Origin of the sequence: Cytobacillus firmus, from assembly GCF_023657595.1 — a bacterium.
Lineage (GTDB): Bacteria > Bacillota > Bacilli > Bacillales > Cytobacillaceae > Cytobacillus > Cytobacillus firmus_B.
In genome coordinates this window covers 3,408,133-3,433,054 of the sequence record NZ_CP098323.1, presented here as the reverse complement: position 1 = coordinate 3,433,054, position 24,922 = coordinate 3,408,133, and the positions used below count along the sequence as shown (strand labels likewise).

At 41.0% G+C, this 24,922-nt stretch carries 24 protein-coding genes and 1 other RNA gene; 13 read left to right on the top strand and 12 right to left on the bottom strand.

From position 1 onward, the window contains the following. Positions 1-132: 132 nt before the first annotated feature. Together NAF01_RS17340 and NAF01_RS17335 are read left to right on the top strand one after the other, a co-directional pair. On the top strand, positions 133-996 hold the full coding sequence (locus NAF01_RS17340; RefSeq protein ID WP_197247654.1) for an ABC transporter permease subunit: 864 nt from the start codon (positions 133-135) through the stop codon (positions 994-996). Beyond that, positions 989-3,397, top strand: a complete 2,409-nt coding sequence (locus tag NAF01_RS17335) for an ABC transporter permease subunit (protein WP_250800900.1) — start codon at positions 989-991, stop codon at positions 3,395-3,397. The genes NAF01_RS17340 and NAF01_RS17335 overlap by 8 nt, the downstream gene beginning before the upstream one ends. Positions 3,398-3,482: 85 nt before the next feature. On the opposite strand, the gene NAF01_RS17330 is transcribed toward NAF01_RS17335, so the two are convergent. The 4 genes from NAF01_RS17330 to NAF01_RS17315 all read right to left on the bottom strand — a co-directional run bounded on the left by NAF01_RS17330 (position 3,483) and on the right by NAF01_RS17315 (position 6,667). Continuing rightward, positions 3,483-3,947: an Hsp20 family protein gene (locus NAF01_RS17330; protein ID WP_048008335.1), complete on the bottom strand. Its 465-nt coding sequence runs from the start codon at positions 3,945-3,947 to the stop codon at positions 3,483-3,485. 109 nt (positions 3,948-4,056) lie between these two features. Continuing rightward, positions 4,057-4,749, bottom strand: coding sequence for a Crp/Fnr family transcriptional regulator (locus NAF01_RS17325; RefSeq protein WP_048008336.1), 693 nt, complete (start codon positions 4,747-4,749; stop codon positions 4,057-4,059). Between the two features lie 101 nt (positions 4,750-4,850). After that, complete coding sequence (locus NAF01_RS17320) at positions 4,851-5,774, bottom strand: peptide ABC transporter permease (RefSeq protein WP_250800898.1); 924 nt, start codon at positions 5,772-5,774, stop codon at positions 4,851-4,853. Further along, positions 5,774-6,667 carry an ABC transporter permease subunit gene (locus tag NAF01_RS17315; RefSeq protein WP_250800893.1) on the bottom strand — a complete coding sequence of 298 codons (894 nt, stop codon included), beginning with the start codon at positions 6,665-6,667 and terminating at the stop codon, positions 5,774-5,776. Before NAF01_RS17315 ends, NAF01_RS17320 begins: the two co-directional genes overlap by 1 nt. A 205-nt stretch (positions 6,668-6,872) precedes the next feature. On the opposite strand from NAF01_RS17315, the gene NAF01_RS17310 reads away from it, so the two are divergent. From NAF01_RS17310 to NAF01_RS17265, 9 genes are all read left to right on the top strand, one after another. Next, a complete protein-coding gene (locus tag NAF01_RS17310; RefSeq protein WP_250800891.1) occupies positions 6,873-9,173 on the top strand; it encodes a DEAD/DEAH box helicase in 2,301 nt (766 codons plus the stop codon). After that, on the top strand, positions 9,163-10,428 hold the full coding sequence (locus NAF01_RS17305; protein ID WP_250800889.1) for a ribonuclease H-like domain-containing protein: 1,266 nt from the start codon (positions 9,163-9,165) through the stop codon (positions 10,426-10,428). Before NAF01_RS17310 ends, NAF01_RS17305 begins: the two co-directional genes overlap by 11 nt. Before the next feature lie 318 nt (positions 10,429-10,746). Then, complete coding sequence (locus NAF01_RS17295) at positions 10,747-11,142, top strand: CotD family spore coat protein (protein ID WP_048008340.1); 396 nt, start codon at positions 10,747-10,749, stop codon at positions 11,140-11,142. 79 nt (positions 11,143-11,221) lie between these two features. Continuing rightward, a complete protein-coding gene (locus tag NAF01_RS17290) occupies positions 11,222-11,791 on the top strand; it encodes an SLOG family protein (protein WP_197247662.1) in 570 nt (189 codons plus the stop codon). Positions 11,792-11,871: 80 nt separating this feature from the next. Further along, positions 11,872-12,171: a cell division regulator GpsB gene (gene gpsB / locus NAF01_RS17285; RefSeq protein ID WP_048008342.1), complete on the top strand. Its 300-nt coding sequence runs from the start codon at positions 11,872-11,874 to the stop codon at positions 12,169-12,171. An 81-nt stretch (positions 12,172-12,252) separates the two neighbouring features. After that, positions 12,253-12,641, top strand: an RNA gene (rnpB, locus tag NAF01_RS17280) — RNase P RNA component class B. 236 nt (positions 12,642-12,877) lie between these two features. After that, positions 12,878-14,017, top strand: coding sequence for a THUMP domain-containing class I SAM-dependent RNA methyltransferase (locus tag NAF01_RS17275; RefSeq protein WP_226618405.1), 1,140 nt, complete (start codon positions 12,878-12,880; stop codon positions 14,015-14,017). Between the two features lie 72 nt (positions 14,018-14,089). Beyond that, positions 14,090-14,257 carry a hypothetical protein gene (locus NAF01_RS17270; RefSeq protein ID WP_175609136.1) on the top strand — a complete coding sequence of 56 codons (168 nt, stop codon included), beginning with the start codon at positions 14,090-14,092 and terminating at the stop codon, positions 14,255-14,257. Between the two features lie 348 nt (positions 14,258-14,605). Then, positions 14,606-16,531 (top strand): ATP-dependent DNA helicase, encoded by a 1,926-nt coding sequence (locus NAF01_RS17265; protein ID WP_250800887.1) that lies wholly within the window; start codon positions 14,606-14,608, stop codon positions 16,529-16,531. Positions 16,532-16,566: 35 nt separating this feature from the next. Here NAF01_RS17265 and NAF01_RS17260 read toward each other — a convergent pair whose 3' ends face one another. The 6 genes from NAF01_RS17260 to NAF01_RS17235 all read right to left on the bottom strand — a co-directional run bounded on the left by NAF01_RS17260 (position 16,567) and on the right by NAF01_RS17235 (position 20,072). Next, positions 16,567-16,866: a metal-sulfur cluster assembly factor gene (locus NAF01_RS17260; protein ID WP_048007882.1), complete on the bottom strand. Its 300-nt coding sequence runs from the start codon at positions 16,864-16,866 to the stop codon at positions 16,567-16,569. A gap of 11 nt (positions 16,867-16,877) precedes the next feature. Beyond that, on the bottom strand, positions 16,878-18,119 hold the full coding sequence (locus tag NAF01_RS17255; RefSeq protein ID WP_250800885.1) for a hypothetical protein: 1,242 nt from the start codon (positions 18,117-18,119) through the stop codon (positions 16,878-16,880). Positions 18,120-18,132: 13 nt separating this feature from the next. Next, on the bottom strand, positions 18,133-18,339 hold the full coding sequence (locus NAF01_RS17250) for a DUF2249 domain-containing protein (RefSeq protein ID WP_048007880.1): 207 nt from the start codon (positions 18,337-18,339) through the stop codon (positions 18,133-18,135). Beyond that, on the bottom strand, positions 18,339-18,578 hold the full coding sequence (locus tag NAF01_RS17245) for a DUF2249 domain-containing protein (RefSeq protein WP_048007885.1): 240 nt from the start codon (positions 18,576-18,578) through the stop codon (positions 18,339-18,341). Before NAF01_RS17245 ends, NAF01_RS17250 begins: the two co-directional genes overlap by 1 nt. A 190-nt stretch (positions 18,579-18,768) precedes the next feature. Beyond that, positions 18,769-18,909: a hypothetical protein gene (locus NAF01_RS17240; protein ID WP_197087561.1), complete on the bottom strand. Its 141-nt coding sequence runs from the start codon at positions 18,907-18,909 to the stop codon at positions 18,769-18,771. A gap of 2 nt (positions 18,910-18,911) precedes the next feature. Beyond that, the gene (locus NAF01_RS17235) at positions 18,912-20,072 is read right to left on the bottom strand and encodes an MFS transporter (protein ID WP_227888278.1); all 1,161 of its coding nucleotides are present in this window, start codon (positions 20,070-20,072) and stop codon (positions 18,912-18,914) included. Positions 20,073-20,240: 168 nt separating this feature from the next. Here NAF01_RS17235 and NAF01_RS17230 point away from each other — a divergent pair, with 168 nt between their 5' ends. After that, positions 20,241-21,752: a carboxypeptidase M32 gene (locus NAF01_RS17230; protein ID WP_284709487.1), complete on the top strand. Its 1,512-nt coding sequence runs from the start codon at positions 20,241-20,243 to the stop codon at positions 21,750-21,752. A gap of 65 nt (positions 21,753-21,817) precedes the next feature. After that, complete coding sequence (locus NAF01_RS17225) at positions 21,818-22,735, top strand: DMT family transporter (RefSeq protein WP_250800883.1); 918 nt, start codon at positions 21,818-21,820, stop codon at positions 22,733-22,735. A gap of 34 nt (positions 22,736-22,769) precedes the next feature. Here the strand turns inward: NAF01_RS17225 and NAF01_RS17220 are convergent, their stop codons facing one another. Together NAF01_RS17220 and NAF01_RS17215 are read right to left on the bottom strand one after the other, a co-directional pair. Then, positions 22,770-24,425 carry a b(o/a)3-type cytochrome-c oxidase subunit 1 gene (locus tag NAF01_RS17220; protein WP_163141924.1) on the bottom strand — a complete coding sequence of 552 codons (1,656 nt, stop codon included), beginning with the start codon at positions 24,423-24,425 and terminating at the stop codon, positions 22,770-22,772. After that, entirely contained in the window at positions 24,425-24,901 is a 477-nt protein-coding gene (locus NAF01_RS17215) for a cytochrome c oxidase subunit II (RefSeq protein WP_035333556.1), read from the bottom strand. The genes NAF01_RS17220 and NAF01_RS17215 overlap by 1 nt, the downstream gene beginning before the upstream one ends. Positions 24,902-24,922: the final 21 nt, after the last annotated feature.

Genomic DNA, 24,922 nt, shown 5'->3' with positions numbered 1-24,922 from the left:
TAGAATAGCCGGTCTATTTTTAAATATATATAGGAAATATTATCTATGAGAATTTAATTGTTATGATTGGCGAAATTTAGACAAAAGTGAAAAAATAGAAAAATGACTCTTAGTCATAAAAGGGGGGTTACTATGGTTCGTGCTGTGCAGCAAATTTTTATTATATTTGTATTAATTTTATTTCTTGCAGCTCTGCCAAAGATTATATCTGTTGATCCATTGAGCGGGAGTCTACAATGGAGCTTCGAAAGTCTGCCGCATATTTATGGAGATTTTATTTCTGAAATAAGCAAGGGAAGCCTTGGTACCTATGAGCTTGGGATGCAGACACGTCCTATAGCCGGGGACATTGCTGATAACTTTTTTACCAGCCTGCTGATCGTATTGGTTGCTGTAAATGCATCCTTAATTATAAGTCTAATTTTCGGAGTGTTTATCAGCCGCTTCAGGCTTACTAAGCTTTTTGGGGCTTTCATGAATATTCTTGCGGCCATACCTGACTTTATCATCATTGTGATGTCTATGATTCTTGCCGTTAAAATATATAAAATGACCGGTATCAGGGTGATTTCACTCAGACCGGATGGAGGAGCTCTCAACACATGGTTTCCCACAGCGCTTGCAGCGATTGCCCCGACGCTATATTTATTTAAGCTCGTGTCGGTCAAATATTATCAGACAAGCGGGGAGGATTATATTAAGACTGCAGTTGCTAAAGGAATGGGCTTAAATTACATAAATTTTCAGCATGTCTTCAAAAATTTAGAGCCATTTATCAAATCTGAACTTGTCAAAGTGATTTCCCTGGCTATTGGCAATCTCTTTATTATTGAATATATTATGAATGTTTCCGGCATAACAAAATTTATTTTTCAGAGCAGCGGGGTTCAGCCGATTGCAATCGGCTTGTTTGCCATGCTTTTGATTTCTTTAATTGTCTATATTTCTAATAGACTCATATTCTATCTGTTTAAACGGGGTTTTATCTATGAATAAGCTGTTAAAAATAAATTACTCCTTAATTATCGGAACTGTTATGGTTTCCGGCTTGCTTTTTTTCAGCATTTTCGGGCCTATTCTTGCACCGCATTCATTAACATCGGTTTTAGAAACACAATATACTAACGGGAAGGTTCTGGCACCGCCATTGGAACCTTTTGAATCCTCTTCCTATCCGCTGGGCACCGATAAATGGGGCTATGATATTTTATCCATGATTTTATATGGATTAAGGTACACTGTTTTTATTGCAGCTGCTGTGACTGTTATAAAAATGGCATTTGGAACAATCATCGGTTTGTATGCGGGCACCTTAAAAAGGACGCCAGGCTGGCTGATTGCTTTCGAAAATGCATGGAGCTATGTACCGCTTTTTCTGATCCTGTATTTTTTTCTTGCGCCAATAAGCTTCAACAGTAATCTTAAGCAAAATGTGTTAATTGTCTATTTTATAGTCATTGCGTCAGTCATCAGCATTCCAAGCATTGTGTCTTCTGTAAGGCTTAAAACCGCTCAGTTATATAAGTCTGTTTATATTGAAGCTGCAAAAGCCCTGGGGGCCGGAAAACACCGTCTGATCTGGAAGCATATTTTTCCTCAGTTAAAGGAAACGTTCCTAGTAATGTTTATACTTGAAATTGTCTACGTAATCGCCCTTATGGGCCAGCTGGCACTTTTAAATATCTTTGTTGGCGGAACCATTATGAGATATGACCCCATCATCTACCTGTCAGCAACAAAGGAGCTGGCGGGATTGGTTGGCCAGGCAAGATTAAATATTTATGGCAATACCCATATATTAATTGCACCATTAGCGGTCCTTTTGCTTGCAACTGTGTCTTTCAGTCTGCTGGCAAATGGACTGAAGAACCGCTTTCAATCAAACTATCAGCGTACTCCCTGGATTAAGACTGGGCATGAGCCATTAATACAGCCTTCCAGAAAACAATATGGCCGAAAAAAGAAATTCTGGTCATTCTCCGGCCCTAAAGCAGGCTTCGCTGCATTAGTCGTTGCTTTTGCAGGTGCAGGTGTCTATGTTGTGGCTGCAAAGGATTCAAATACAGGTGTTCAAAGCGGCAGCAAGGCGGATTATAACATTGATCTGGAATTGAACGGTGAAGGCTATTTCACTGCTAAAGCAAATATCCAGATGAAAAACCAATCAGATAAAGACTGGAATGAGCTTGTCTTTTATTTCATTCCGAACGTTTTTAAAGAGGGACATTCATTTGATTCTGTTGAAGGATCGTCTGAAGCAGAGATCGAAAAAGTGACAGTGAATGGGCAAAAAGCTTCTTTTAAGCTGGATGGTGATACGCTAACAATAAACTTAAAACCTGAAATGAAGGATAAAAGCAGACATAAGGTGGAGATCCAATATGGATTTACAGTCCCAGAAAGAGGCATCCGTTTTTCAAAAGCAGGTACAAATTATTATCTTGCTCAATGGTACCCAATGGCTGCAGTCTATCAAAAAGGCAAATGGAACAAAGAGCCTTATATGGAGGGGCTGGAAACATTTCATACAGGCTTCTCTGATTTCAAAGTTTCCTATAAGCTGCCTGAAGGGTATTCCCTGGCTTCCACAGCAGAAATGGATCCGGAAAAAGGAAAGAGTGAAGGGACAGTTAAAGCCAAAAAGGTCAGGGATTTCTTCATTGCAGTCATGAAGGATATGAAAGTGTATGAAACGGAAGCGCAAGACGGTGTGAAGGTCAGACTATTTTCAAAGGGGAATCATGACAAAAACCCGGAAGCATCGTTAACACTGGCCAAAAAAGCACTATCTTTCTATCAGAATAATATTGGTGATTACCCGCATGAGCAGCTTGATATTGTTTTGGATGAAGGGCAATTTATGGAATATCCCGGTATAGTCACTATAAATCCTTATATTGATGATAAAAGGTTTTATGATATTTCTATTGTTCATGAAATTGCTCATCAGTATTTTTATGGAGCAGTAGCTAATGACCCATACAACAATGCGTGGATTGATGAAGGGATTACTGAATTTGCCACCTCTATGTACTTCTATGCAGGACAAAACCAAGCTGAACGACAGGCATTTGGCATCTCCCATTATCGGATGGAGGCTATCGAGGAAGCTGGTCTGGGCAGGCAATATTCAAATGTGCCGGTTAATGAGGTAAAGCATACAGGATATATTTATGGCCAGCCTGCTTTGGAGATTTTACAAATGATTCAGGAAAAGTATACCTTGAAAGGAGAATCCCCTAAGGAAGTGGGGATGCAGTTCCTGTCAGATTATTATCAGAAATTCCGCTATAAAGAGGTCGATACGAAGGAGTTTATATCCTTCACAAAGGATTATTTCAGTGTTCCGACCGGCTATTTCAATAATTGGATTGATACATCTAAACTGAACAGTTAAGCCCAGCTTAGATGAACAACAAAAACAAGCAGGCTTGATACTGCTTGTTTTTGTTTATCCAGACTCTATAAAAGTGCAGCCAGAATCAGTTCTCATCGATCAGGATTCTTTTTCCCTGCTGCTTAGGTACTGTGATTTGCAAAAGGCCATTTTGGTAAACCGCTTTTACTTTCTTTTCATTAACTGGCTGTGGAAGCGGAATTGTCCGGCTGGAACGCTGCATGCTTTGCTGCCTGCGGAAAATTTTGTTTTTTTCATCTTCTTCCGTTATCATCTCAGAGGATTTAACTGAAATGGTTATATAATTATCCAGGATATCAATCTGTATTTGCTCTTTATTTATTCCTGGAAGTTCCGCACTAATGATGTGTTCCTTTTCAGTTTCAGCAACATCAACATGGAAGGAAGAAGAAGCCGGGAAGGGATTTTTAAAGAAATCATCCATTGTCTGCAGAAATCCTCTGCCAGGTTTTTCATGGAAAAGCTGATTCATTGATCTCATCAAATCCCCAAATGGTTCGTTTCGATCCTTTTTCTTTGGATCCTCCATATCCATCCATCCCCTCTCAAACAGGATTTTTCAACATATCGTATGCTGCCTATTGGGTGGATGTTCCTGTGGAATAATCAGGAAAAAGAAAAAACCGCATAGTGCGGTCTTAAAATATTGTTTCTAATAGCTGATCAGGGTTTATGATTAAATGTCCATCCTGGTCTGTTTCAATTAACATTTCTTTTTTCATTTTGGTTAAAGTCCTGCTGACCGTTTCCCTTGTGGTGCCAATCATATTGGCAAGGTCTTTATTTGTAAAGTCCCCTTTTAAAACAAAGCTGCCGTTTTCAAGTTTTTTTCCATGCATTTTGGCAAGCCGGATAAGCAATTTAATGATTTGCTCATAAGTATTGTTTAAAATTTGCGATTCCAGGCGCTCCTGCAGATCGACAATCTTCTCGCCAAGGACTTTAAACACCTTAATACATAACTCTGGATTTTCAATAAGCACCTTTTCAAATTGCGAAATAGGCACAACTACGAGCTGAGCGTTTTCCAGCACCTCGGAAAAAGCCGGGTACCCGCCTTTTCTGAAGAATCCCACATGAGGGAACATCTCGCCTTTTGCCAGGATGGCCACAATCTGTTCTTTGCCATTAATATCACTTCTATAAATCTTAACTCTGCCGTTGTTAATAAAATAAACATTATCCAGCGGGTCGTCCTGCAGAAAAACATGACTTCCTTTTTTCCATTCCCGTGATATGGATATCTCAACTACTTTATCCAGTTCTTCGCTGTTCAGCTCTTTAAAAAGAGAGAACTGGGAAAGAACTCCCTTAATTTCTTCTGCTTTCATAATCCACCTCTTGCTTCTGTCCTATTAAGCTTATTGTAACAAAAAACATTAATAACGTTTATCTTAAGAAAAGCTTATTTTACTAATCCCGGCTGTGACATCTAAATATATCGGACCTTCCTGGTGAAAAATGATTTTAATCCCTCGGCGAAAATATTAAAAGTTAAGATGGCATAGGTCATGGAAAATGCCGAGAAAAAAGGAATCCAAATTGGGCCTCTTATATCCTCAAAGGCTTTAATCATCATCATTGGCCAAGAAATCGAATTATTGACCAATTGCCAATCTCCTGTCATGGATTGAACAAAATCCTGTGAAATAAAAATGCCGATAAACCCTAATTGACCAAGCAGAAACATGACTTTTCCAAGATCAGTAACCATATATACAAGAAGCTTACTATACAGAAGAGGAAGATAGTATATTCTGAAAAGCCTGTAAGGTGAAGATCCGGCAGCAATCCCTCCATTTATATACTCTTTAGATGAAATCTGATCAAATTCCAGCTTTATCATTTCAGCAGCACGGGGCATTTCTGCCAGAGCAATAATAAGGAGCAGGAATAAAGGGCGGCATTCACTCAGCAAAAATGGCGGCAGCATGGCAAGAAGCATGACAATGATGATGGTTGGAATATATGACAGCAGTCCATTCAGCCATTTAAGCAAGAGGTGTGTACCCAGCCATTTTTTGTGTGCAAGAAAGGAGAGCGGAATGGCCAGTACATAGCGAAGGACAGTTATACAGGCAACTAGCAAAATGGTTTCTTTTGCCCCCAGGATGATAAGACTGAGTAAATCCCTTCCGCTTTTGTCAGTGCCAAATATGTAATCCTCTGATGGCGGATAAGGCGGTATAACTGGCTTCTTATCCTCATTTAGGATGTATGTAATCGTTGTAAGCTCGCGGTCAACAAAAGGAAGATATGGTCCGGCAAACGTGATTGCCAGCAATAGCAGCAGCAAAAAGGTTCCTAAGCAAAATAAAGCATGTTTGTTGATCCATGATAAAAGTCGCATCTCCATCACACCCTTTCCTTTTGGACGAGCCATAATTTTGCTGTCTGTGAAAGGATAATAGTTAAAAACATGATGAAGAGAAAGGGAAGCATCAGGGACAGTGCCTTAATTTCATCATTAGATGATATGCTGAATAGAAGTTCCTTGCCTGCCCCATTGTAGCCTGCCAGCTTTTCAATGATTGGGAGACTGGATAGGATATAGAGCATCACCATCTGCGCCTGGTTCATCATGGGGGACCAGCAATTCCATAGCATGTGAAGAAGTGCTTTGAAGTCGCCAAGCCCTTTTGCATATGCTGTGCGCACATACTCTTCGCCCATTTCATTTTCAAGAGCAGCCGATGTAAAACGGGACATGTGCAAAAATGGAAACAAGGATAATGAAATGAGCGGCAATAAAAAGCTATACCAATTTTCATGTCCATATAGCTTAAAGTGCGGAAGTCCATGCTGCATCATCAGAATGAAAAGATACTGTATGGCAATAAACAGAAAAAAATCGGGTATGGAAGAAAACATCCAGGAAAGAAAATTCTGCAGTTTCCCGGTGAACTTTGTTCTCCGGTGAAATTGGACAGCACCCATTAATGTGCCAAGAAGCATGCTGAAAATGAAAGCAGGCAGAACAATTTTTAAGCTGCGCGCCACGAATATTCCAGCTTCTTCACTAACGGGGCGTCCGGTGCGGGCTTCCCCTAATCCTTTTTCAGTTAAAATATGGTCTGTGAAATCTTCTATTCTTTCCAGATATAGTTCAAAACTGAAGGGGTAATCTGCTTCAATTTGAAAGGCCGATAAAAAGGTTACTTCCTTTTCTCTTGGAAGAAAAAGAATCAGGATAAATCCAATGACAATTAACATAAATACACCTGTTGATTTTAAAATACTTTGCAGCACGACTTCACCTCATTTGAGAAAAAATGGATATGCTATATTTTCTTATATTTAGAACTTTCAGTCAATTTTTCTGTGAATCTGAAAATAAAGATTAAAGACTTTAAGGCTTAGTAGAAATTATTCCATAAAAAGTTAATAGAAATTAAGAGTTTGCTCTGTTAGAACGAACGTTTATTCGATAGAATAGGAAGATGAGGTGAAATAGATGAAAGTGCGAAAAAATTTGCCTGAAATCATGAAACAGCTTATATCTGAACAGCAATATAAAGAGAATATTGTCCATTGGCACACAATAGAAGAAAAAGAGGCTAAGACTGCCAGCCTTCCGGAAAACATTCATCCATCCTTAAAGGGTGCACTCCAAAAAAGGGGCATTTCAAGGCTTTATACACATCAGAAAACATCTTATCAGACAGCCATGAATGGGGACAGTCTGGTAGCTGTTACTCCAACGGCATCTGGAAAAACGCTTTGCTACAACCTTCCAGTCCTGCAGACGATCGTAAATGATCCAGATGCAAGGGCGCTTTATATGTTTCCGACAAAAGCATTGGCTCAGGACCAAAAAAGCGAAATCAATGAAATCATCCAGGAGTCCGGATTGGATATAAATTCCTATACATATGACGGGGATACACCGGCAAACATCCGGCAAAAAGTTCGCAGGGCCGGGCATGTAGTTATAACAAATCCCGACATGCTTCACTCGGCAATATTGCCTCACCATACAAAGTGGGTATCCTTGTTTGAAAATTTAAAGTATGTGGTCATAGATGAACTTCATATTTACAGAGGGGTATTTGGCAGTCATGTAGCAAATGTTATTCGCCGCCTTAGACGAATTTGCCGTTTTTATGGCAGCGACCCCATTTTTATCTGTACATCTGCAACAATAGCCAATCCTCTGGAGCTGGCAGAAAAGCTTACTGAAAAGCCGATGAAACTCGTGAATAATAATGGAGCTCCAAGCGGGAAGAAACATTTTGTATTTTATAATCCTCCAATCGTCAATAAACCGCTGAATATCAGAAGAAGTGCAACTCTCGAAGCGAGAAAGCTCGCAGGAGAACTTCTGAAAAATAAAATCCAGACCATTGTATTTGCAAGAAGCAGGGTCAGAGTCGAAATCCTGCTGACGTACCTCCAGGAGCTTGTCAAACATAAACTGGGGCCTAAAGCAATTCGGGGTTATAGAGGCGGTTATTTGCCAACCCAGAGACGGGAAATTGAAAAAGGACTGCGTTCAGGGGAGATCTATGGAGTTATCAGCACAAATGCCCTTGAACTGGGAGTGGATATCGGACAGCTGCAGGTTTGTGTCATGACCGGATACCCCGGTACCATTGCCAGCTCATGGCAGCAGGCTGGACGTGCAGGCAGAAGGCATGGTGAATCGCTTGTCATTATGGTGGCAAGCTACAGTCCGCTGGATCAATATGTTATTCAGAATCCTGATTACTTTTTTAATAAAAGTCCTGAAACAGCCAGAATTAACCCGGATAACCTTATTATTCTCGTTGATCATATCAAATGTGCAGCCTATGAGCTCCCTTTTAATGCCGGGGAACGTTTTGGCACTTTTGAAACTGAAGAGGTATTGGAATACCTGGCGGAGGAAAGGGTGCTTCATCAGAACGGTGACAAATTTTATTGGATGAAAGACTCATTTCCTGCCCACAACATCAGTCTTCGTTCAGCATCACAGGAGAATGTTATCATAATTGATCAGTCAGATATTGCGAATGTAAAAGTAATTGGTGAAATGGACCGCTTTTCCGCTATGACCCTTCTCCACGATGAGGCAATCTATCTTCATCAGGGAACCCAGTTTCAGGTGGAAATGCTTGATTGGGAAGAGAAGAAGGCATTTGTCCGGGAAGTGGATGTAGACTATTTTACGGATGCTAATCTGGCAGTAGAGCTCAAAGTGCTTGAGCAAGATAAAATCAGGTCGTCATCCATTGGAGAGATTGGCTTTGGGGATGTCAGTGTTGTAGCAATGGCAACAATATTTAAAAAAATTAAGTTTGAAACACATGAAAATATTGGATCCGGTCCAATAACACTTCCTGAAGAAGAGCTCCATACAAGCTCAACCTGGCTTTCGTTTAACCGGGAATCCTTGAATTATAAACAGGACCGGCTTGAACAGGGACTCATTGGAACAGCACATGCGCTCAAGCATATTGTGCCGTTATTTGTTATGTGCGATCCTCAGGACGTTCATGTTATCCCGAAAGTGAAAGCTGCCCATAATGAAAAGCCGACGATCTTTTTCTACGACAGGTATCCTGGCGGTGTAGGGTTAAGTGAGAAAATTTTCGGGGGAATCGAACATATCATGCACGAAACGATGGAAATGGTCAGCAGATGTGCATGTGACCATGGCTGTCCTTCCTGCATAGGAACAGATACCTCATCAGAAAAGGCCAAAAAAGACGTACTCAGGATTCTCGGCTCTTTTAAAAATGGCGTTAATAGCGCAGGTGATAGAATTGTCCATTAAAAACAAGCTGAACAGGCTTAAGGGCCATCTTGGCACAGATAAAGATAAACAGCCTTCATCCGTCCCAAAACATGAGAATAAGGCCGATGTCCCTTTTAAAGAAGTATGGACTAAAGAAGGTGTTTATCCGTATTACTTTGAAGACTCTTACTGTCTTGTAAGGGAAAAAGAATACAGCCTTGATTACAGGCATGGAATCTATACTTTTGGACAGTTTACAGCAGCGGTGGATGCCTGGAATTCTTCCGGCCTCAGACATCCGCTGTCTGCATCCGGTCACGGGCCGGAAAGTCTTTTCTTTTTTGATACAGAGACAACCGGTTTGGGCGGTGGTACTGGCAATACTATCTTCCTTCTTGGCCAAGCCAGCCTGCAGGGAAGCAAAATAAAGCTGAAACAGCACATTCTCCCTCAGCCGGGTGCTGAGATAGCTTTATATAAAAGTTTTCTGGAAAGCATAGATTATTCAACAATGGTCACATACAACGGGAAAGCTTTCGACTGGCCGCAGGTTAAAACGAGACATACCCTGTTAAGGGAGCATGTTCCAAAACTCCCGCCGTTTGGACATTTTGATTTATATCATGCTGCAAGGAGAATGTGGAAGCACAAGCTTGAAAGAATAAAGCTTGCTGCAGTGGAGAAAGATGTTCTGGGGATTGAAAGAAAAGATGATATTCCAGGGTTTCTGGCACCAATGATTTATTTTGATTTTATTGAAAGAAAAGATCCTGAAGGCATGCTGGGAATCATAAAGCATAATGAAATTGATATCCTATCCCTGATCAGCCTGTATACACATCTTTCTTTCCAGATTCTGCAGCTGGATGAAAGACAGACATCACGTGAGGTTTATGAAGTGGGAAGGTGGCTTTCCACACTGGGTGAATCTTCACAGGCAGCAAGTGCCTTCAATAAAATATCTGAAGGAGAGTCATCTGAAGCTTTGGATGCCAGGTTTGCATTAGCTTTTGAGCATAAGAAACATAAAAATTGGGATGAGGCAGCAAAATTATGGAAGGATATTGCTGAAAAAGGCTTGATCAATATGAAGTCAGTATCATGCATTGAACTGGCCAAGATTTACGAGCATCGAATAAAGGATATAAGCCAGGCTATACTCTATTCAAATAAAGCGTTAAACCTGCTGGAGGCAGATAACGGAACAGAAAAACTGAAAATAAAACAGGAAGATGTACACCGGCGGATTGTACGGCTTAAACGAAAATTTAATCGAGCTAATATCTCCTTGTAACATAATTTTAATATACCAGACAAAAAAATCCACTATTTCCTAGTTGTATGTACTTCTTCTAACAGTTAAAATTATAACTTGTGTGGTACTTTTTTAGGAATTTTTTATAGTGAGGCTGGTAAAAGATGTATAAAGCAATCTTATTTTTATTCTTCCTTGTAATTTTCACTACTGCAATCGTTTTCTCCAATTTAAAAGACAGTTTCTACAGTATGCTCTAAGGCTAGTACCTATAAAATAGGTGTTTTCATTAGTACAAGATTACTCTTTCTAACATAGGTTGTTAATGTAAAAACAATTTCGAAAGGGGATCTTTACATGTATTGCAGACCAAGACCTTCGCAGGTGATGCCTGCTGTTGTTCATCCGACAAAATGCTGTGTAACTCATTCGTTCCAGAACATTGTGGTTCCGCACATTCATCCTACGCATCATACTCATGTAAACCACATTAACTATGAGAATCAGCACTCTTACCCGCACACGCAGTCAAATGTTAACCAGGTTACACAATCGAATGTGAATATGGGACCAAGACCTGGCGTGGCAGGTGCATATAGCCCAGGAATGGGTCCAGGTATGGGAATGGGCCCTGGTATGGGAATGGGTCCAGGTATGGGAATGGGTCCAGGATATGGCGGACCTGGAACTGGCGTAGCTGGAGCATCAACGGGAATGGGTCCAAAACAAGGGCCAAGTTTTTCCGGCAGATAATAGACAAGGGCTTTATGCCCTTGTTTTATTTATATAAACGGCAGGTTACTCAGCCAGATTTCTTTAAGGAGTTTTGCAATTGACAAAAGTAGCAGTTATTTCAGGGTACAAGCCTTTTGAAGTAGGGATATTTAAAAACGATGCCCCTGCTGTCAGCTATATTAAAACCGCAATCAGAAAAAGCCTGCTTTCATTGCTGGATGACGGTCTGGAGTGGGTAATCATCAGCGGACAGCTTGGTGCAGAACTTTGGGCAGCTGAAGTTGTTTATGATCTTCAGATCGAAGGTTACGAAGACCTGAAGCTTGCAGTCATTACTCCCTTTTTAGATCAGGAAGCTTCCTGGAAGGCTGCCAACAAAGAATGGTATGAATCTATATTGGTTCAGGCAGATTTTGTTGATTCGGTAACAAAAAAACCTTATGAAAGCCCGCTGCAATTCAGATTGAAAAATCATTTTTTGGTCAGTAAGAGCGATGTTCTGCTGCTGTTTTATGATATGGAAAAAGAGGGAAGCCCTAAGTATCTGTATGAAACCGCAAAAAAATATCAGGAAGAAAATGAATATGATATTAGACTAATCACCTTTTATGATTTACAATTGGTTGTAGAAGAAGAACAACTCTCTCAGAGAGACTCATTTGAATAATGCTCAGATAAATTGACAAATGTACATATCTCTGGAAAAATAGTATTAATTATGATTGCCGATATACTGAGGTGAGTGTCATGCTATCCGATAAAATTAAATTAACTGCAAAAGATATTTTGGAAAAAGAGTTTAAGACAGCCATGAGAGGCTACAAGCCTGAAGATGTCGATAAGTTTTTAGATTTGGTCATTAAAGACTACGAAGCATTCCATCAGGAAATTGAAGATTTGCAGCTGGAAAATATGAAGCTGAAAAAACAGGTTGAGGAAGCTTCACGCAGACCGGCAGCACAAACTGCAGGAACAACCAATTTTGACATCCTAAAAAGATTATCAAATCTGGAAAAACACGTTTTTGGCAGTAAATTGTATGATTGACAGTATTTATCGGACTTTCCAGTTTAAAACCATTGCTATTCCATCACAGATTACATATAATATTCTTTGTGATCATTAATAGCGTTCGGGTAATCGCTGCAATATATCTTATATTGTAGAGGAAAGTCCATGCTCGCACAGGCTGAGATGCCTGTAGTGTTCGTGCCTAGCGAATTCATAAGCTAGGGCAGTCGGAGCTGGCTCCGGCTGACGGCAGGGAAAATGCCTAAGTCCTTCGGGATATGGCATGAATACCTTGAAAGTGCCACAGTGACGTAGCCTTTTCAGAAATGAAAAGGGTGGAACGAGGTAAACCCCGCGAGCGAGAAACCCAAATGATGGTAGGGGCACTTTCCCTGAGGAAATGAACAACGGGAAGGACAGGCAGAAGCCTGTAGATAGATGATTACCACCTGAGTACGAGACATTTGTCGCTTGCAGTACTACGGTACAAAACATGGCTTACAGAACGTTATTAGTGAGACAGTATGAGTGTTATAAATTCAAGCTCTCCTTTTTGGGAGAGCTTTTTTACTTTGCTGCAGGCTGGTAAGAAGTATATGCTGATTTCAAGATGACTACTCAGAGGACCTGAGAGTCTCATTGCGGCTAAAGAAATAAACAGATATACTTTATGTGTTGATTGCTATGTCCAGTTAGGGTATACATAATAGAAATAAGAATTTAGGTTAGGGTGAAAATAAATATGTCTAAATACGATTTAATCGCCACTACGGCCATGGGCCTTGAGGCACTTGCTGCCAAAGAAGTGCGCGATCTTGGATATGAATGTGAAGTTGAAAATGGCAGAATAACATTTAAAGGCGATGAAGCTGCAATTGTCCGGTCTAATTTATGGCTGAGAACAGCAGATCGGGTTCGCATAAAAGTGGGAGAATTTAAAGCAACGAGTTTTGACGAGCTTTTTGAAAAAACTAAAGCGCTGCCCTGGGAAAGGTATATGCCAGAAAACGCCGAATTCCCAGTATCAGGGAAATCTGTGAAGTCCAAGCTTTTTTCTGTTTCCGATTGTCAGGCGATTGTCAAGAAAGCAATCGTTGAACGCATGAGAACAAAGTATAATAAGACAGGCTGGCTTGAAGAAAATGGGCCCCTATTTAAAATAGAAGTCGCTCTCCATAAAGATGTAGCCCTTCTGACCATCGATGCCAGCGGAAGCGGCCTCCATAAACGGGGATATCGTGCAGGGCAGGGGGAAGCTCCACTGAAGGAAACACTTGCAGCTGCATTGGTTATGCTGACAAATTGGAACCCTGAAAAGCCATTTGCTGATCCCTTCTGCGGATCCGGCACTATCCCGATAGAAGCAGCATTAATCGGACAGAATATTGCACCCGGTTTCAATCGTGAATTCATTTCGGAAGGGTGGTCCTGGATTCCTGAAAAAGTCTGGGAAGATGCAAGAAATGAAGCTGAAGACCTGGCAAACTATGATCAGCCACTCGATATAACAGGTGCTGACATTGATCACAGGATGGTTAAGATAGCCGAAGAAAATGCTTTCGAAGCTGGGTTGGGTGATTTGATCAACTTCAAACAAATGCAAGTGCGTGATTTTACGACTGCTAAGGAATATGGTGTCATTGTCGGGAATCCTCCATATGGGGAACGCCTTGGTGAGAAGGCTGCGGTACAGCGAATGTATGCAGAGATGGGAAGTGCCTTTGCTCCTCTTGACACGTGGTCCATTTATATCCTGACTTCAGACGAGGAATTTGAGACTCACTATGGAAGAAAAGCAACTAAAAAACGAAAGCTCTTCAATGGTTTTATTCGTACAGACTATTATCAGTACTGGGGCAAAAGACCGCCGAGAAATAATTAGCAGCAAAAGCATAAAACCTCCTGAAACTGTATAGAATATATCTATCTGATTCTTTTTTCAGGAGGGGTGGCAATGAAACATTCCAGCATCGATTTCCATAAAATTTCCCAGGCGCTGAATGGAACACTTGAAGCAATACACGGAGACGGTGATCCATCAGCAGAGGCACTGGAGAGTCTTAAAAACGCACAGGATGAACTTCAGCAGGCATTGTCATTTTCTATGTCACGTTTCAACTAGTCGTTTATCGCAGTCTAACGGGCAGTAAGACCCCCACTTCAAGAGATAAGTGGGGGTCAAACTGCCCGTAAAGGCCCGATTGGTTCAACTAACAATCAGTGGGGGATAAGGAAAAACCCCACTGATTGAAGTTTCACTTTATAATGAGCAGGGGGCTGCCTTAAAGCACCCCTGTTTTTTTGATAAATTTGCAGGGTTGGCGTTATATCTTGACAGTTACTGTATTTGAGATAAAATTATATGATGTTCATTTGATTATTAATTACTGATATATGAAATAATGATAGAACTGAATTCAGGAGCGTCTGGTTTATAGGCGCTTTAACTTTTTAATTACGGAGGGGTAGCATGTCGAACCGGATGCCTTTTGCCGTATCCAAGAGCGAATCTTTTTATGAAAAGCTAAGTGAGTGGATCGGAGATGTTTTTTACGATATATTGCCTGAAGCAGGATTTGAAATTCGGGATGAGCAAATATTTATGGCTTTTCAGCTGGAGAAAGCATTTAAAGATAAAAGTGTTATTTTCGCTGAGGCAGGTGTAGGGACTGGGAAAACGATTGTTTACCTTTTATATGCAATCAGTTATGCAAGGTACATAAATAAACCTGCTATTATCGCCTGTGCGGATGAGACTTTAATCGAGCAGCTTGTGAAAAAAGAAGGTGATATTGCCAAGCTGGAAAAAGCATTAGGGTTAAATATTGATGTCAGACTGGCAAAATCACGCGATCAGTATCTATGCCTAAACAAGCTGGACAAGCTCGTTGCAAATGATGTTCATGATCACTATAATCGCATTTTTGATGATCTTCCGGATTTTGTTCAAACAGGCTCATCCATGCAAAAGTTTGAAAGATATGGTGACCGGAAAGATTACCCTGAATTGCCGGATGAGCATTGGACCAATGTCTCTTGGGATTCAATACAGGACTGTTTCACTTGTGAGAAGCGTCACCGCTGTGGTCAAACTCTCCATAGGGAATATTACCGCAGCGCAAAAGACTTGATCATTTGTTCACACGACTTTTACATGGAACATATCTGGACCAAGGAATCGAGAAAACGGGAAGGGCAGCTGCCTTTGCTCCCTGAGAGCTCATGTGTGGTTTTTGATGAAGGCCATCTGCTGGAATATGCATCGCAAAAGGCTCTGACATATCGTTTTTCCGAGCAGATTCTGGAATCCATCTTAACAAGGCTCATGGCGAATGATGTACGTGAAAAAACGTTAAATTTCATTGAAGATGCTATTTACCAGAATGAGCATTTCTTTTTGACACTGTCCATGTCAGCTTCGGGTGATACTGGTTCTGACAAGAAAACGATTGAAAAAACTGCAGATGTTATGAGTGAAGGACGTAAACTGCAGGACTTGATCAATACACTTGAGGAAGAATTAGTATTTGAAAGCGAAATGTATGTCATTAATGAATATGACTTAAAAATTGTTGAAGAATATCTTGAGCAAATCTCATACTCACTTTCATTGTTCCTTAAGGATTTAAAAGGAATCACCTGGTTTGAAGAGAATAATGGGGAAAGAACCCTGGTTATTATGCCAAGAATGGTAGAAGACATTATGCGGGAAGAAGTATTTTCCCAGAAGAAGCCGTTTGTTTTCTCCTCTGCAACACTGTCTGAGAATAAGTCCTTTGATTATATGGCAAAAAGCCTGGGAGTAGACGATTATCTATCCTTTACCGTAGATTCCCCGTTCGACTATGAAGAAAATATGGTCATTCGCATGCCGGAATTTGCGGAGGGATCAGGAACTGCGAAAATGGACTACATTCTCGAACAAGTTAAAGCAACAGAAGGAAGGGCTTTAGTATTATTCAACAGTTCTTCTGAGCTGGCAGAATTCAAAGCATTTGTTTCAGGGAAAATAAGTGTGCCGGTCTTTTTTGAAGGGGATGCAGAGATAAGCAGCCTCGTATCAAGTTTCCAAAATGATGAGCATTCAGTTCTCTGCTCTGTTCATTTATGGGAAGGTCTTGATATACCGGGCAGATCCCTGGAGAATGTGCTTATTTATGGCCTTCCATTCCCTCCTCACGATCCGGTCTTTACAGCCAAAAGGGAAGGTTCGGCCGATCCTTTCAAAGAGGTTGATCTTCCATATATGATCCTGCGTTTAAGGCAGGGGATTGGAAGATTAATTAGAACACATGAAGACAAAGGGACCGTTCATATTCTGATGAATAAAAATGAAAATCCTGAAGTCCGCGAAATGATAAAAAAGGTTCTGCCTGCAGAGCCCGTAACAAGCTGAACGAAGGCAGTGCCCAAGCGGGCGCTGCCTTCCTTTTAACCTCTCAACAGCTGATTTGCTTCGGGTGTCATACGAGCAGGAGTCCAGGCAGGCTCCCAGACAAGGTTAACCTCTACATCTGAAAACAGCTCAAGATCTTCAATGCAATACTTAACTCCACTGACTATGCTGTCATGCAGCGGGCAACCCGGTGTTGTAAGAGTCATGGTAATAACTGCCTTGTCACCATCGGGAAAATTAATATCATAAATAAGGCCCAAATCAACCACGTTTATATTCAATTCAGGATCCATAACTCTTTTTAGATTGCTGAGAACTACTTCTTTTCGATTCATGTTAATTCCCCCTATTGTTTTAAAACAGAAATAATCAAATAACAGAAAACAATGCTGGCTCCAGCCGTTACAATCTGGCCGGATAGGAACAGGGCGGGCTGTTCACATACGATGGAGACTGTCACACTGAGTATACCGAGAATAAAGGCGGAAAGAACCGGAATGGATGCCTTGTCATTCATCATATCTTTGAGAGAAGGTACACTCCGTTTGCCGATCTCTTTGCTGTATTTCCAGGTCCACCACAAGAATGGCACGATTTTAAACAGATAACCGAGAATGCTCAAAGCTACCCAGAGCATGAGGTATGCAAACACAAGATACCCAACTGTATTTTGAAAGCTTCCGATTAGTGAGCTTATGAATGCTCCAAGGTGGATTGCCAGCCCTGCAGGTATGGCGATAAGAGCATATCGGAATGAATAATCAAGCTTTTTCTTTACTCTTTTCTGCAGGATTTGCAGCATGTGCCAGGTGAAGAAGGCAAATCCGCCAGCCAGGACCAATAAGGCAATAGTAAAAAGAGAATTATTCCCGGTGAAAAAAGAGATAATTGCCGCAGCCAGTCCTGCTGCATAAACCATATACACATATTTGGCAGGCTTCATGCTGTAGCCGTGGGACAAGGAAAACATGGGAACCATTTTATAGGAAAATCCAAAAATCAGAAGTGTAAACCAGCCTGCTGTCCCAAGCAGTATGTGGCTTTTAAAAACTGCCTGGTAATCGGCGGAAATAAATCCGGTTTTCATGCTGAAGACCATAAGGATTCCCAATAGAATTGCAGACAGCAGGCTAATTAGTGCAGTTCCTACGAAAAGAGTCAGTACATTAGGCTTTGCCTGCTGCCTTAAAGTCATGAACATCTGCAGCAGAAACATTAAGATGCCTGTTAATGTAATGAGCCCGGGCAGCATTGCACCCGCCGGATTATAAAATAGACTATGCGCAAAATATAATATTCCAAAGGCAGTTACAGTAAATTGTGAAAATCCAAATCTTTCATTCCATATAGGGGTAAGAAAGGCCACCGGAACGAGCTGATACATGGCTCCCATTGCTGTCATCAACGCCCAGCCCAATATAAACAAATGAGCCGCTGACCAAATGGCGGGTATACGGAATTGACTGTTAATTATGGATTCCCCTTGAAAAAGAATGAGCGCCATAGATCCTATTAAGCAGAGCAAGCTGAAAAGTATAAAGGAAAAAGGAAGTTTTATATTGGTCTCATTTTTTGTATTGGCCAGCAACGCGATCACCTGCTTATTTTTTGATTTCTATTAAAAAGCTTCCGTTTTCCAGTTCGGAAGTTACATGCCTGCAGCCCATTTCGTCCAGCTGTTCATAAAGAAACATGGGCCGCCTGTCATTTATAATTGATAAGGTTTCTCCCTCTGGCAGATCTTCAAGAGCCGCGAGAGTTCTCATCATCGGCTGAGGCGGTTCCAGCCCCCGGTTATCCAGTTTCATTATGACGTACCTCTCTTAGTAAAGATCACTTTCCAATGCTTCTTTTCAATTTCTTCAGCTTTATATTCAAACCCTTTAGCCTTTAATACTCCAAAAAGAGGGATGGGCTTAAACGGGGCATGAAGGATAAAAACATCATCGATATCAAGTTCAGCAATCGCCGACATGATTTTCTGAAACGGCTCCAATTTATTTTTTAAATCCTCTCTTACATCAAGCTCAATAACTTTGTTTTCCATTCTGATCTCTCCTTCAATCGGCTGATGGATTAAATTAATTGCCAATAACTGAAAATCACCTGCCAGTGAGAATCGTTATTAATTACTTTAAGTTTAACAGCGTGAGCTTTTCAAATAAGTGACATATATCATATTTCAGAGAACATTTTTCAATGTACAAATCCAATGGAACAAAAAAACCCGCAGATGCTTACTCTGCGGATTCTTTCTGTTCTTCTATACATTCAAAACAGATGGTTTCATTTTTTTCATTATGGACTCCGTTGAAGAATCCATCAAGACAGTATAGGTCTTTCCCGCAAACAGCGCAGCAGCCTACTAATTCTTTCATTTTCAGTCACTCCCGCTTTTTAATATTTGAGGGCTTCTCTTTTTAAAGTATATCGACATGCCGCATACAGTTAACAATAAAATAGCTGCGGCGATTAAAAAACCTGTATCGAATGTTACTCCTAAGAAACCTAATATGGTGGAACCGGCTACCACGCCTAATGAAAAAAAGGCATAGAAGAGGCCAAATGCCTTACCTCTTGTTTTTTCAGTTGTATGATTGGCAATAAGGGCATTAATGGATGGGAATAGAAGAGCAAACCCGGTGCCGTAAAGAACCATGCATAAAAACATGAAACCAAGAGAAGATGCTGAACTTAGCAGGATTAATGCGATTCCTATGATCAGCATTCCGGTAAGCATGCTATTGTGATGTTTATACTTATCAAAGATTTTATTAATGGGCAGCAGAAAAATAAGAATTGCAGTTATTCCAAAAGTGCTTAATAAGATCCCGCTGTACATCGCATCAATTTGCAGAGCTTCTACCTGAAGAGGAAGAAGGTAGGCAAGTGTCCCTTGAGCAAACATGAGAGAAAAGGCTCCTAAATAGCTTGCTGCGAGCATAGGATTCTTAAGTAATGGAAGCATTTTTTCATGGGAGTTCTCTTTTTTTACATTTTTCAGAGTTCCTGCCGGCAGAAACAGAAAGGCGAGGACTGCGCTGCTGATCATGGTTGCCGCTATAATTAAAAAGACCCAGTTTATAGTGTAATTGGACGCAATCACCGCCCCAAAAGCCGGTCCTATAATGGCTGAACAGCCGACAGCAGCGCCTGATACAGCCATTTTTCTTCCTTGTTTTTCTGAATTTCCGATGTTTGAAATGATTGTGAAAGCCGCAGGGACCAGGAAGCCTCCAAATAACCCGTGAAAAAATCTTACTGAAATTAAATGCAGGGGTGATTCAGCAAATGTATACAGTACTAATATAATTCCAGTTAAGGTTAGGCCGGACACCAAAACTCTTTTTGCTCCGCTTTTATCGATCCAATAGCCGGCTAAAATATTGCCAATCATATTCGAGAAGGAATACATCCCAACAATCATTCCTGCAAATGCGGGTGATGGATTAAATGTCATGGCAAAGGGGCTTATTATAGGAAGCTGAGAAAATGTATCAATAAATGCTGCAATAACGATAAAGTAAATCAAATATTTCATGCTATCTCTCTTTCCGGTTAGTTCACTTTCCACTATTATAACTCTTTGGCAGCCAGGTGAAAAAGAAAAGCAGCCAAAGGGCATAGTTTAAGAAAAAGATTATAGAGACTGCCTTTTCAGAAAAATATGATAAAATGATACTGTAGTAGATACAAAGGGGGAAAAATTGTGGCAGAATCACTAAAACAGACAGAACAGCAATTCCTTGATTATGTCAAAAAAATGATGGCCTATAATGAAGCGATCGGGCTGATGTATTGGGATATGCGGACAGGCGCACCCAAGAAGGGAATGGAACAGCGCTCCGAAGTGATTGGAATGATCTCTTCAGAAGTTTTCAGAATGTCCACTTCTGAGGAAATGGCAGCATACATAGCGAAACTTTCAAGCCGGGAAAATATTTCTGAAGTAACATTGAAAACATTGGAAGAATGCAAAAAGGATTATGACAGGAATAAAAAAATTCCTGCAGAGGAATATACCGAATATGTCATCCTGCAATCCAAGGCTGAAAGTATTTGGGAAGATGCAAAGGCAAGCTCAGATTTTGAAATGTTCCAGCCTTATTTGGAAAAGCTTGTTGAAATGAATAAAAGATTCATTTCTTATTGGGGATATGAAGGAAACAAATATAATACACTGCTGGATATGTATGAACCTGGCGTAACCGTTGATACGCTTGATCAGGTGTTCGGGCAGCTGAGGGAAAAAATTGTTCCGCTTGTTCAGCAAATCTCTGAATCACAGAATAAACCGGACACCAGCTTTTTATTTGAACACTTTACCAAGGATAAGCAGCGGGATTTCAGCCTTAAAGTTCTTGATCAAATGGGCTATAACTTTAAAGCGGGACGTCTCGATGAAACTGTTCATCCTTTTGCAACAGGTTTGAATCCTGGTGATGTCCGAGTGACCACCAAATATGATGAAGCTGATTTCCGGACAGCTGTGTTTGGCACGATTCATGAAGGCGGGCATGCTCTTTATGAACAAAATATTTCTTCTGACCTGGTTGGAACTCCGCTGTGCTCTGGAACATCAATGGGAATTCATGAATCACAGTCATTATTTTATGAAAACTTTGTCGGAAGACATCGTTCTTTCTGGAAAAAGAATTATGACCTTCTTAAAGAATATGCAAACGGTCAATTTGATGATGTGTCAATAGATGCTTTTTATCGTGCAATTAATGAATCAAAGCCTTCATTAATCCGTATTGAAGCAGACGAATTAACATATCCGCTTCATATCATTATCCGTTATGAAATTGAAAAAGGCTTGTTTAACGATGAAATTGAAGTTAAAGACCTGCCAGCGATCTGGAATGAAAAATATGAACAATACCTCGGAGTAAAGCCAGAAAATAACGGAGAAGGCGTTCTGCAGGATGTTCACTGGGCAGGGGGGAGCTTTGGTTATTTCCCTTCATACGCTTTGGGTTACATGTATGCAGCACAGCTAAAAAACAGCATGTTAAAGGACTTGCCAAACTATGATGAATTACTTGAAGAAGGCAATTTAATGCCAGTCAAAGAGTGGTTTACTAAGAATGTGCACCAATTCGGCAAAATGAAAAAGCCGCTTGAAATCTTAACTGAAGTCACCGGGGAAGGCCTGAATGCCCAGCATTTAATTGATTATCTGTATGATAAGTACGGTAAGGTGTATCAGCTGAAATAAGTGTTTAATCATAATTTTTGTAAGAGGGTGGTCTCAGTCATCCTCTTACTTCATGGAGAGACATAATGAAGAAATTACTTCCATTTCTAATGATTGCATTAGGAGCAAGTCTATGGGGCATTATTGCTGTATTTGTTAAAGGGCTCGGGGAATATGGATTCTCAGCTATGGAAATCGTGGCTGTAAGAGTGTTTTTTGCGGCCATATTTCTCGTTCTAATAGGGATAATGCGTTTCCGGAACTGCTTTAAACTGGAATCTGCCACTGACATCCGGTTATTTGCTGGAACCGGGATACTGAGCATCGTCTTTTTTAATTATTGTTATTTCACAGCAATGAACCAGATCAGCATTTCATTGGCAGTCGTTCTGCTTTACACCGCTCCTGCATTTGTGACTGTATTATCCTGCCTGTTTTTAAAGGAAGGGATAAATCTAAGAAAGATTGCAGCTGTAGCAGGCACCATTGTGGGCTGCATATTAGTTGCCGGATTATCAGCAGGCAGCAGTGATATTACTCTGCTTGGAATTTTGACGGGGTTAGGTGCCGGGTTCGGGTATGCGCTTTATACCATCTTCGGGAAATTTGCGTTAAGAAAGTATCATCCTTTTACAGTTACGCTTTATACATTCCTGGTTGCTTCGGTATTTCTGATCCCGGTAACAAAGCTATGGACAAAAGCTTCAGTTTTTTTGAACGCTGAAGTTCTGTTTCTTAGTATGGGTTTAAGTTTTGTGCCTACGGTTCTCGCCTATTTTGTTTACACATGGGGACTGGAAAAAACAGATGGAAGCAAAGCAGCTGTAATCGCTACAGTCGAACCAGTCGTTGCCATGCTTTTAGGAGTGACACTTTACGGGGAAAATCTTGGTGCAATCCAGATTGCCGGTGCTTTACTGATACTTAGTTCGGTTATTATTGTGAATCTGCCTGCAAGAAGGAAAAATACGGGACTGACAGCTGAGAGCAAGTTAGAACATTAAAACACTCCGGTCCAATTTAGACCGGAGTGTTTTTTTACCATAACTTATATCCCTTGGCCCCTGGGGGTGCGTTTTGAATTAAATCGATAAATGGAATGGTGTAGGCAAATAGAATAAGAACAACAGTAATTCCGAGCCATAGCTTCCAGTTTTCGAATACCATCGGTGCTTTTTCGGCTTCTTCAGCCGCTTCTCCGACAGGGAACTCCTGCTCGCCCTTTGGTGCGAAGAATGCAAGGTTGATAAAGATATAGATCATTAATATAATGCCAATAAAGAGAATAGAACCGCCGATTGCCTGTGCAACCTGGTATGGAATCCATTCTGCTGCTTGTGCTGCTCCGCCATATTCAGAATATGATGAACGGCGCGGTGCTCCAAGCAGACCGACAGCATGCATGGCACCGGACATGAATGTCATTCCGATTGACCAGATAACTGCCTGGATGATCCCTAATTTATTCATTGCTTTGGTTAATGTTCTTCCAGTCAGATGAGGAATAAGCCAGTAAGAAACCCCAAAGAATGTAAGTACTACAGAAGTTGCCACTGTTAAGTGAAAATGACCGGTTACCCAAATCGTGTTATGAACTACCTGGTTCATCTGGTGGGAGGCGTTGACGATCCCGCCTGCACCCGCAGGGATAAAGGCTACCATCCCAATAAAAGGAACGACAAATCGCGCATCTCCCCATGGAAGCTTCTTCACCCAGCCGAATAACCCTGTAGCCCCTTTAGAACGGCCAAAGCTTTCGAAAGTAGCAAATAAAGAAAATGCAGTCATTAAAGATGGAATGACAACAAGGAATGTTAAGATAACCTGCAGGAATTTCCATGCCGGATCAATTCCCGGCTCCATTAATTGATGGTGAAATCCGACAGGGATTGAGAACAGCAGGAATAATATAAAAGACAAACGTGCCAATGAATCAGAGAAAATTTTTCCGCCGATGACTTTTGGAATGACAACATACCACGCCATATAAGCAGGCAATAGCCAGAAGTATACAAGCGGATGTCCGAAATACCAGAATAGAGTTCGGCTGACGCCGATATTTACGGTTTCTACAAATCCCAATGACCATGGAAGAAGCTGGAAAAGAACGGTAGATGCTACACCGATTGTTGCCACAATCCACATCATTGTATTGACCAATGACATGAAAGTTAATAACGGACTCGGCTGGCCAGGGTTTTTCCTGCGCCATTCTGCATACTTCATAATGATTGCTGCCCCGTCAATCCAGCTTCCCACTATAACAAGTGTTAAACCGATATAGTACAATGCATGTGCCTGAAGAGGAGCATAGAAAGTATAAAGAACTGTAGCTTCATTCAGCAGGATCATAACAGCTGCAAGAACAGTTCCCGCTGTCATCAGCCAAAAACCGATCCAGCCGGTAATTCGCTGTTTATTTGTAAGGGTCCCTGATGTTTTGCTTGTTGCAGCTAACTGGAAGCCCATTATAAAAAAAGTAGTAAGTACCAGTCCCAATACAACACCGTGAACCGTGAGGATCTGGTAATACCCGATGCCTGCCGGGAGCTCGAATTTACCGGAGCGGACCAAAGTCTGCAATAATCCGGCTAGGCCGCCTATTGCTAAAGCTGTAAAGGCAACGAAAAAGTGAGCCATTGCCAATTTTGCGTCGCGAGGGTCAACTTTTAATTTTGCTGAAGGATTAAACATTATTCCACCACCTTAATTTTAGACGACATCATGTGGTGACCAACACCGCAATATTCATTACATACAATTAAGTATTCGCCTGTTTTATCAAATGTTGTCACATGTTCACTGATATAGCCGGGTTCAAGCATCATGTTGATATTCGATCCCGCAACTTCAAAACCGTGGACGACGTCTTTGGTTGTAGCGATAATTTTCACTTTAGCCCCATATGGAACCTCTACTTCAGCTGGGCTGTAGGAAAACGCAGATGCTACGTATACCAATTCGTAATCCCAATCTTTTCCTTCTACCTTTTTCAATCCAGGCTCATTAAATGGAACGGTAGTATCGACCTTTTCAGGGTCAATGGTTGCCAAACAGCTTGGAGGCTGATTGCCCAGGTAAAATGCGCTGACTCCCAGTACTGTTAGGAAAACAAGCAGTGATCCAATTCCAAAAATGAGCCAGGCTTTTTCAAACTTATGCATATGCATGGCTTTTTCCCCCTTCTAACT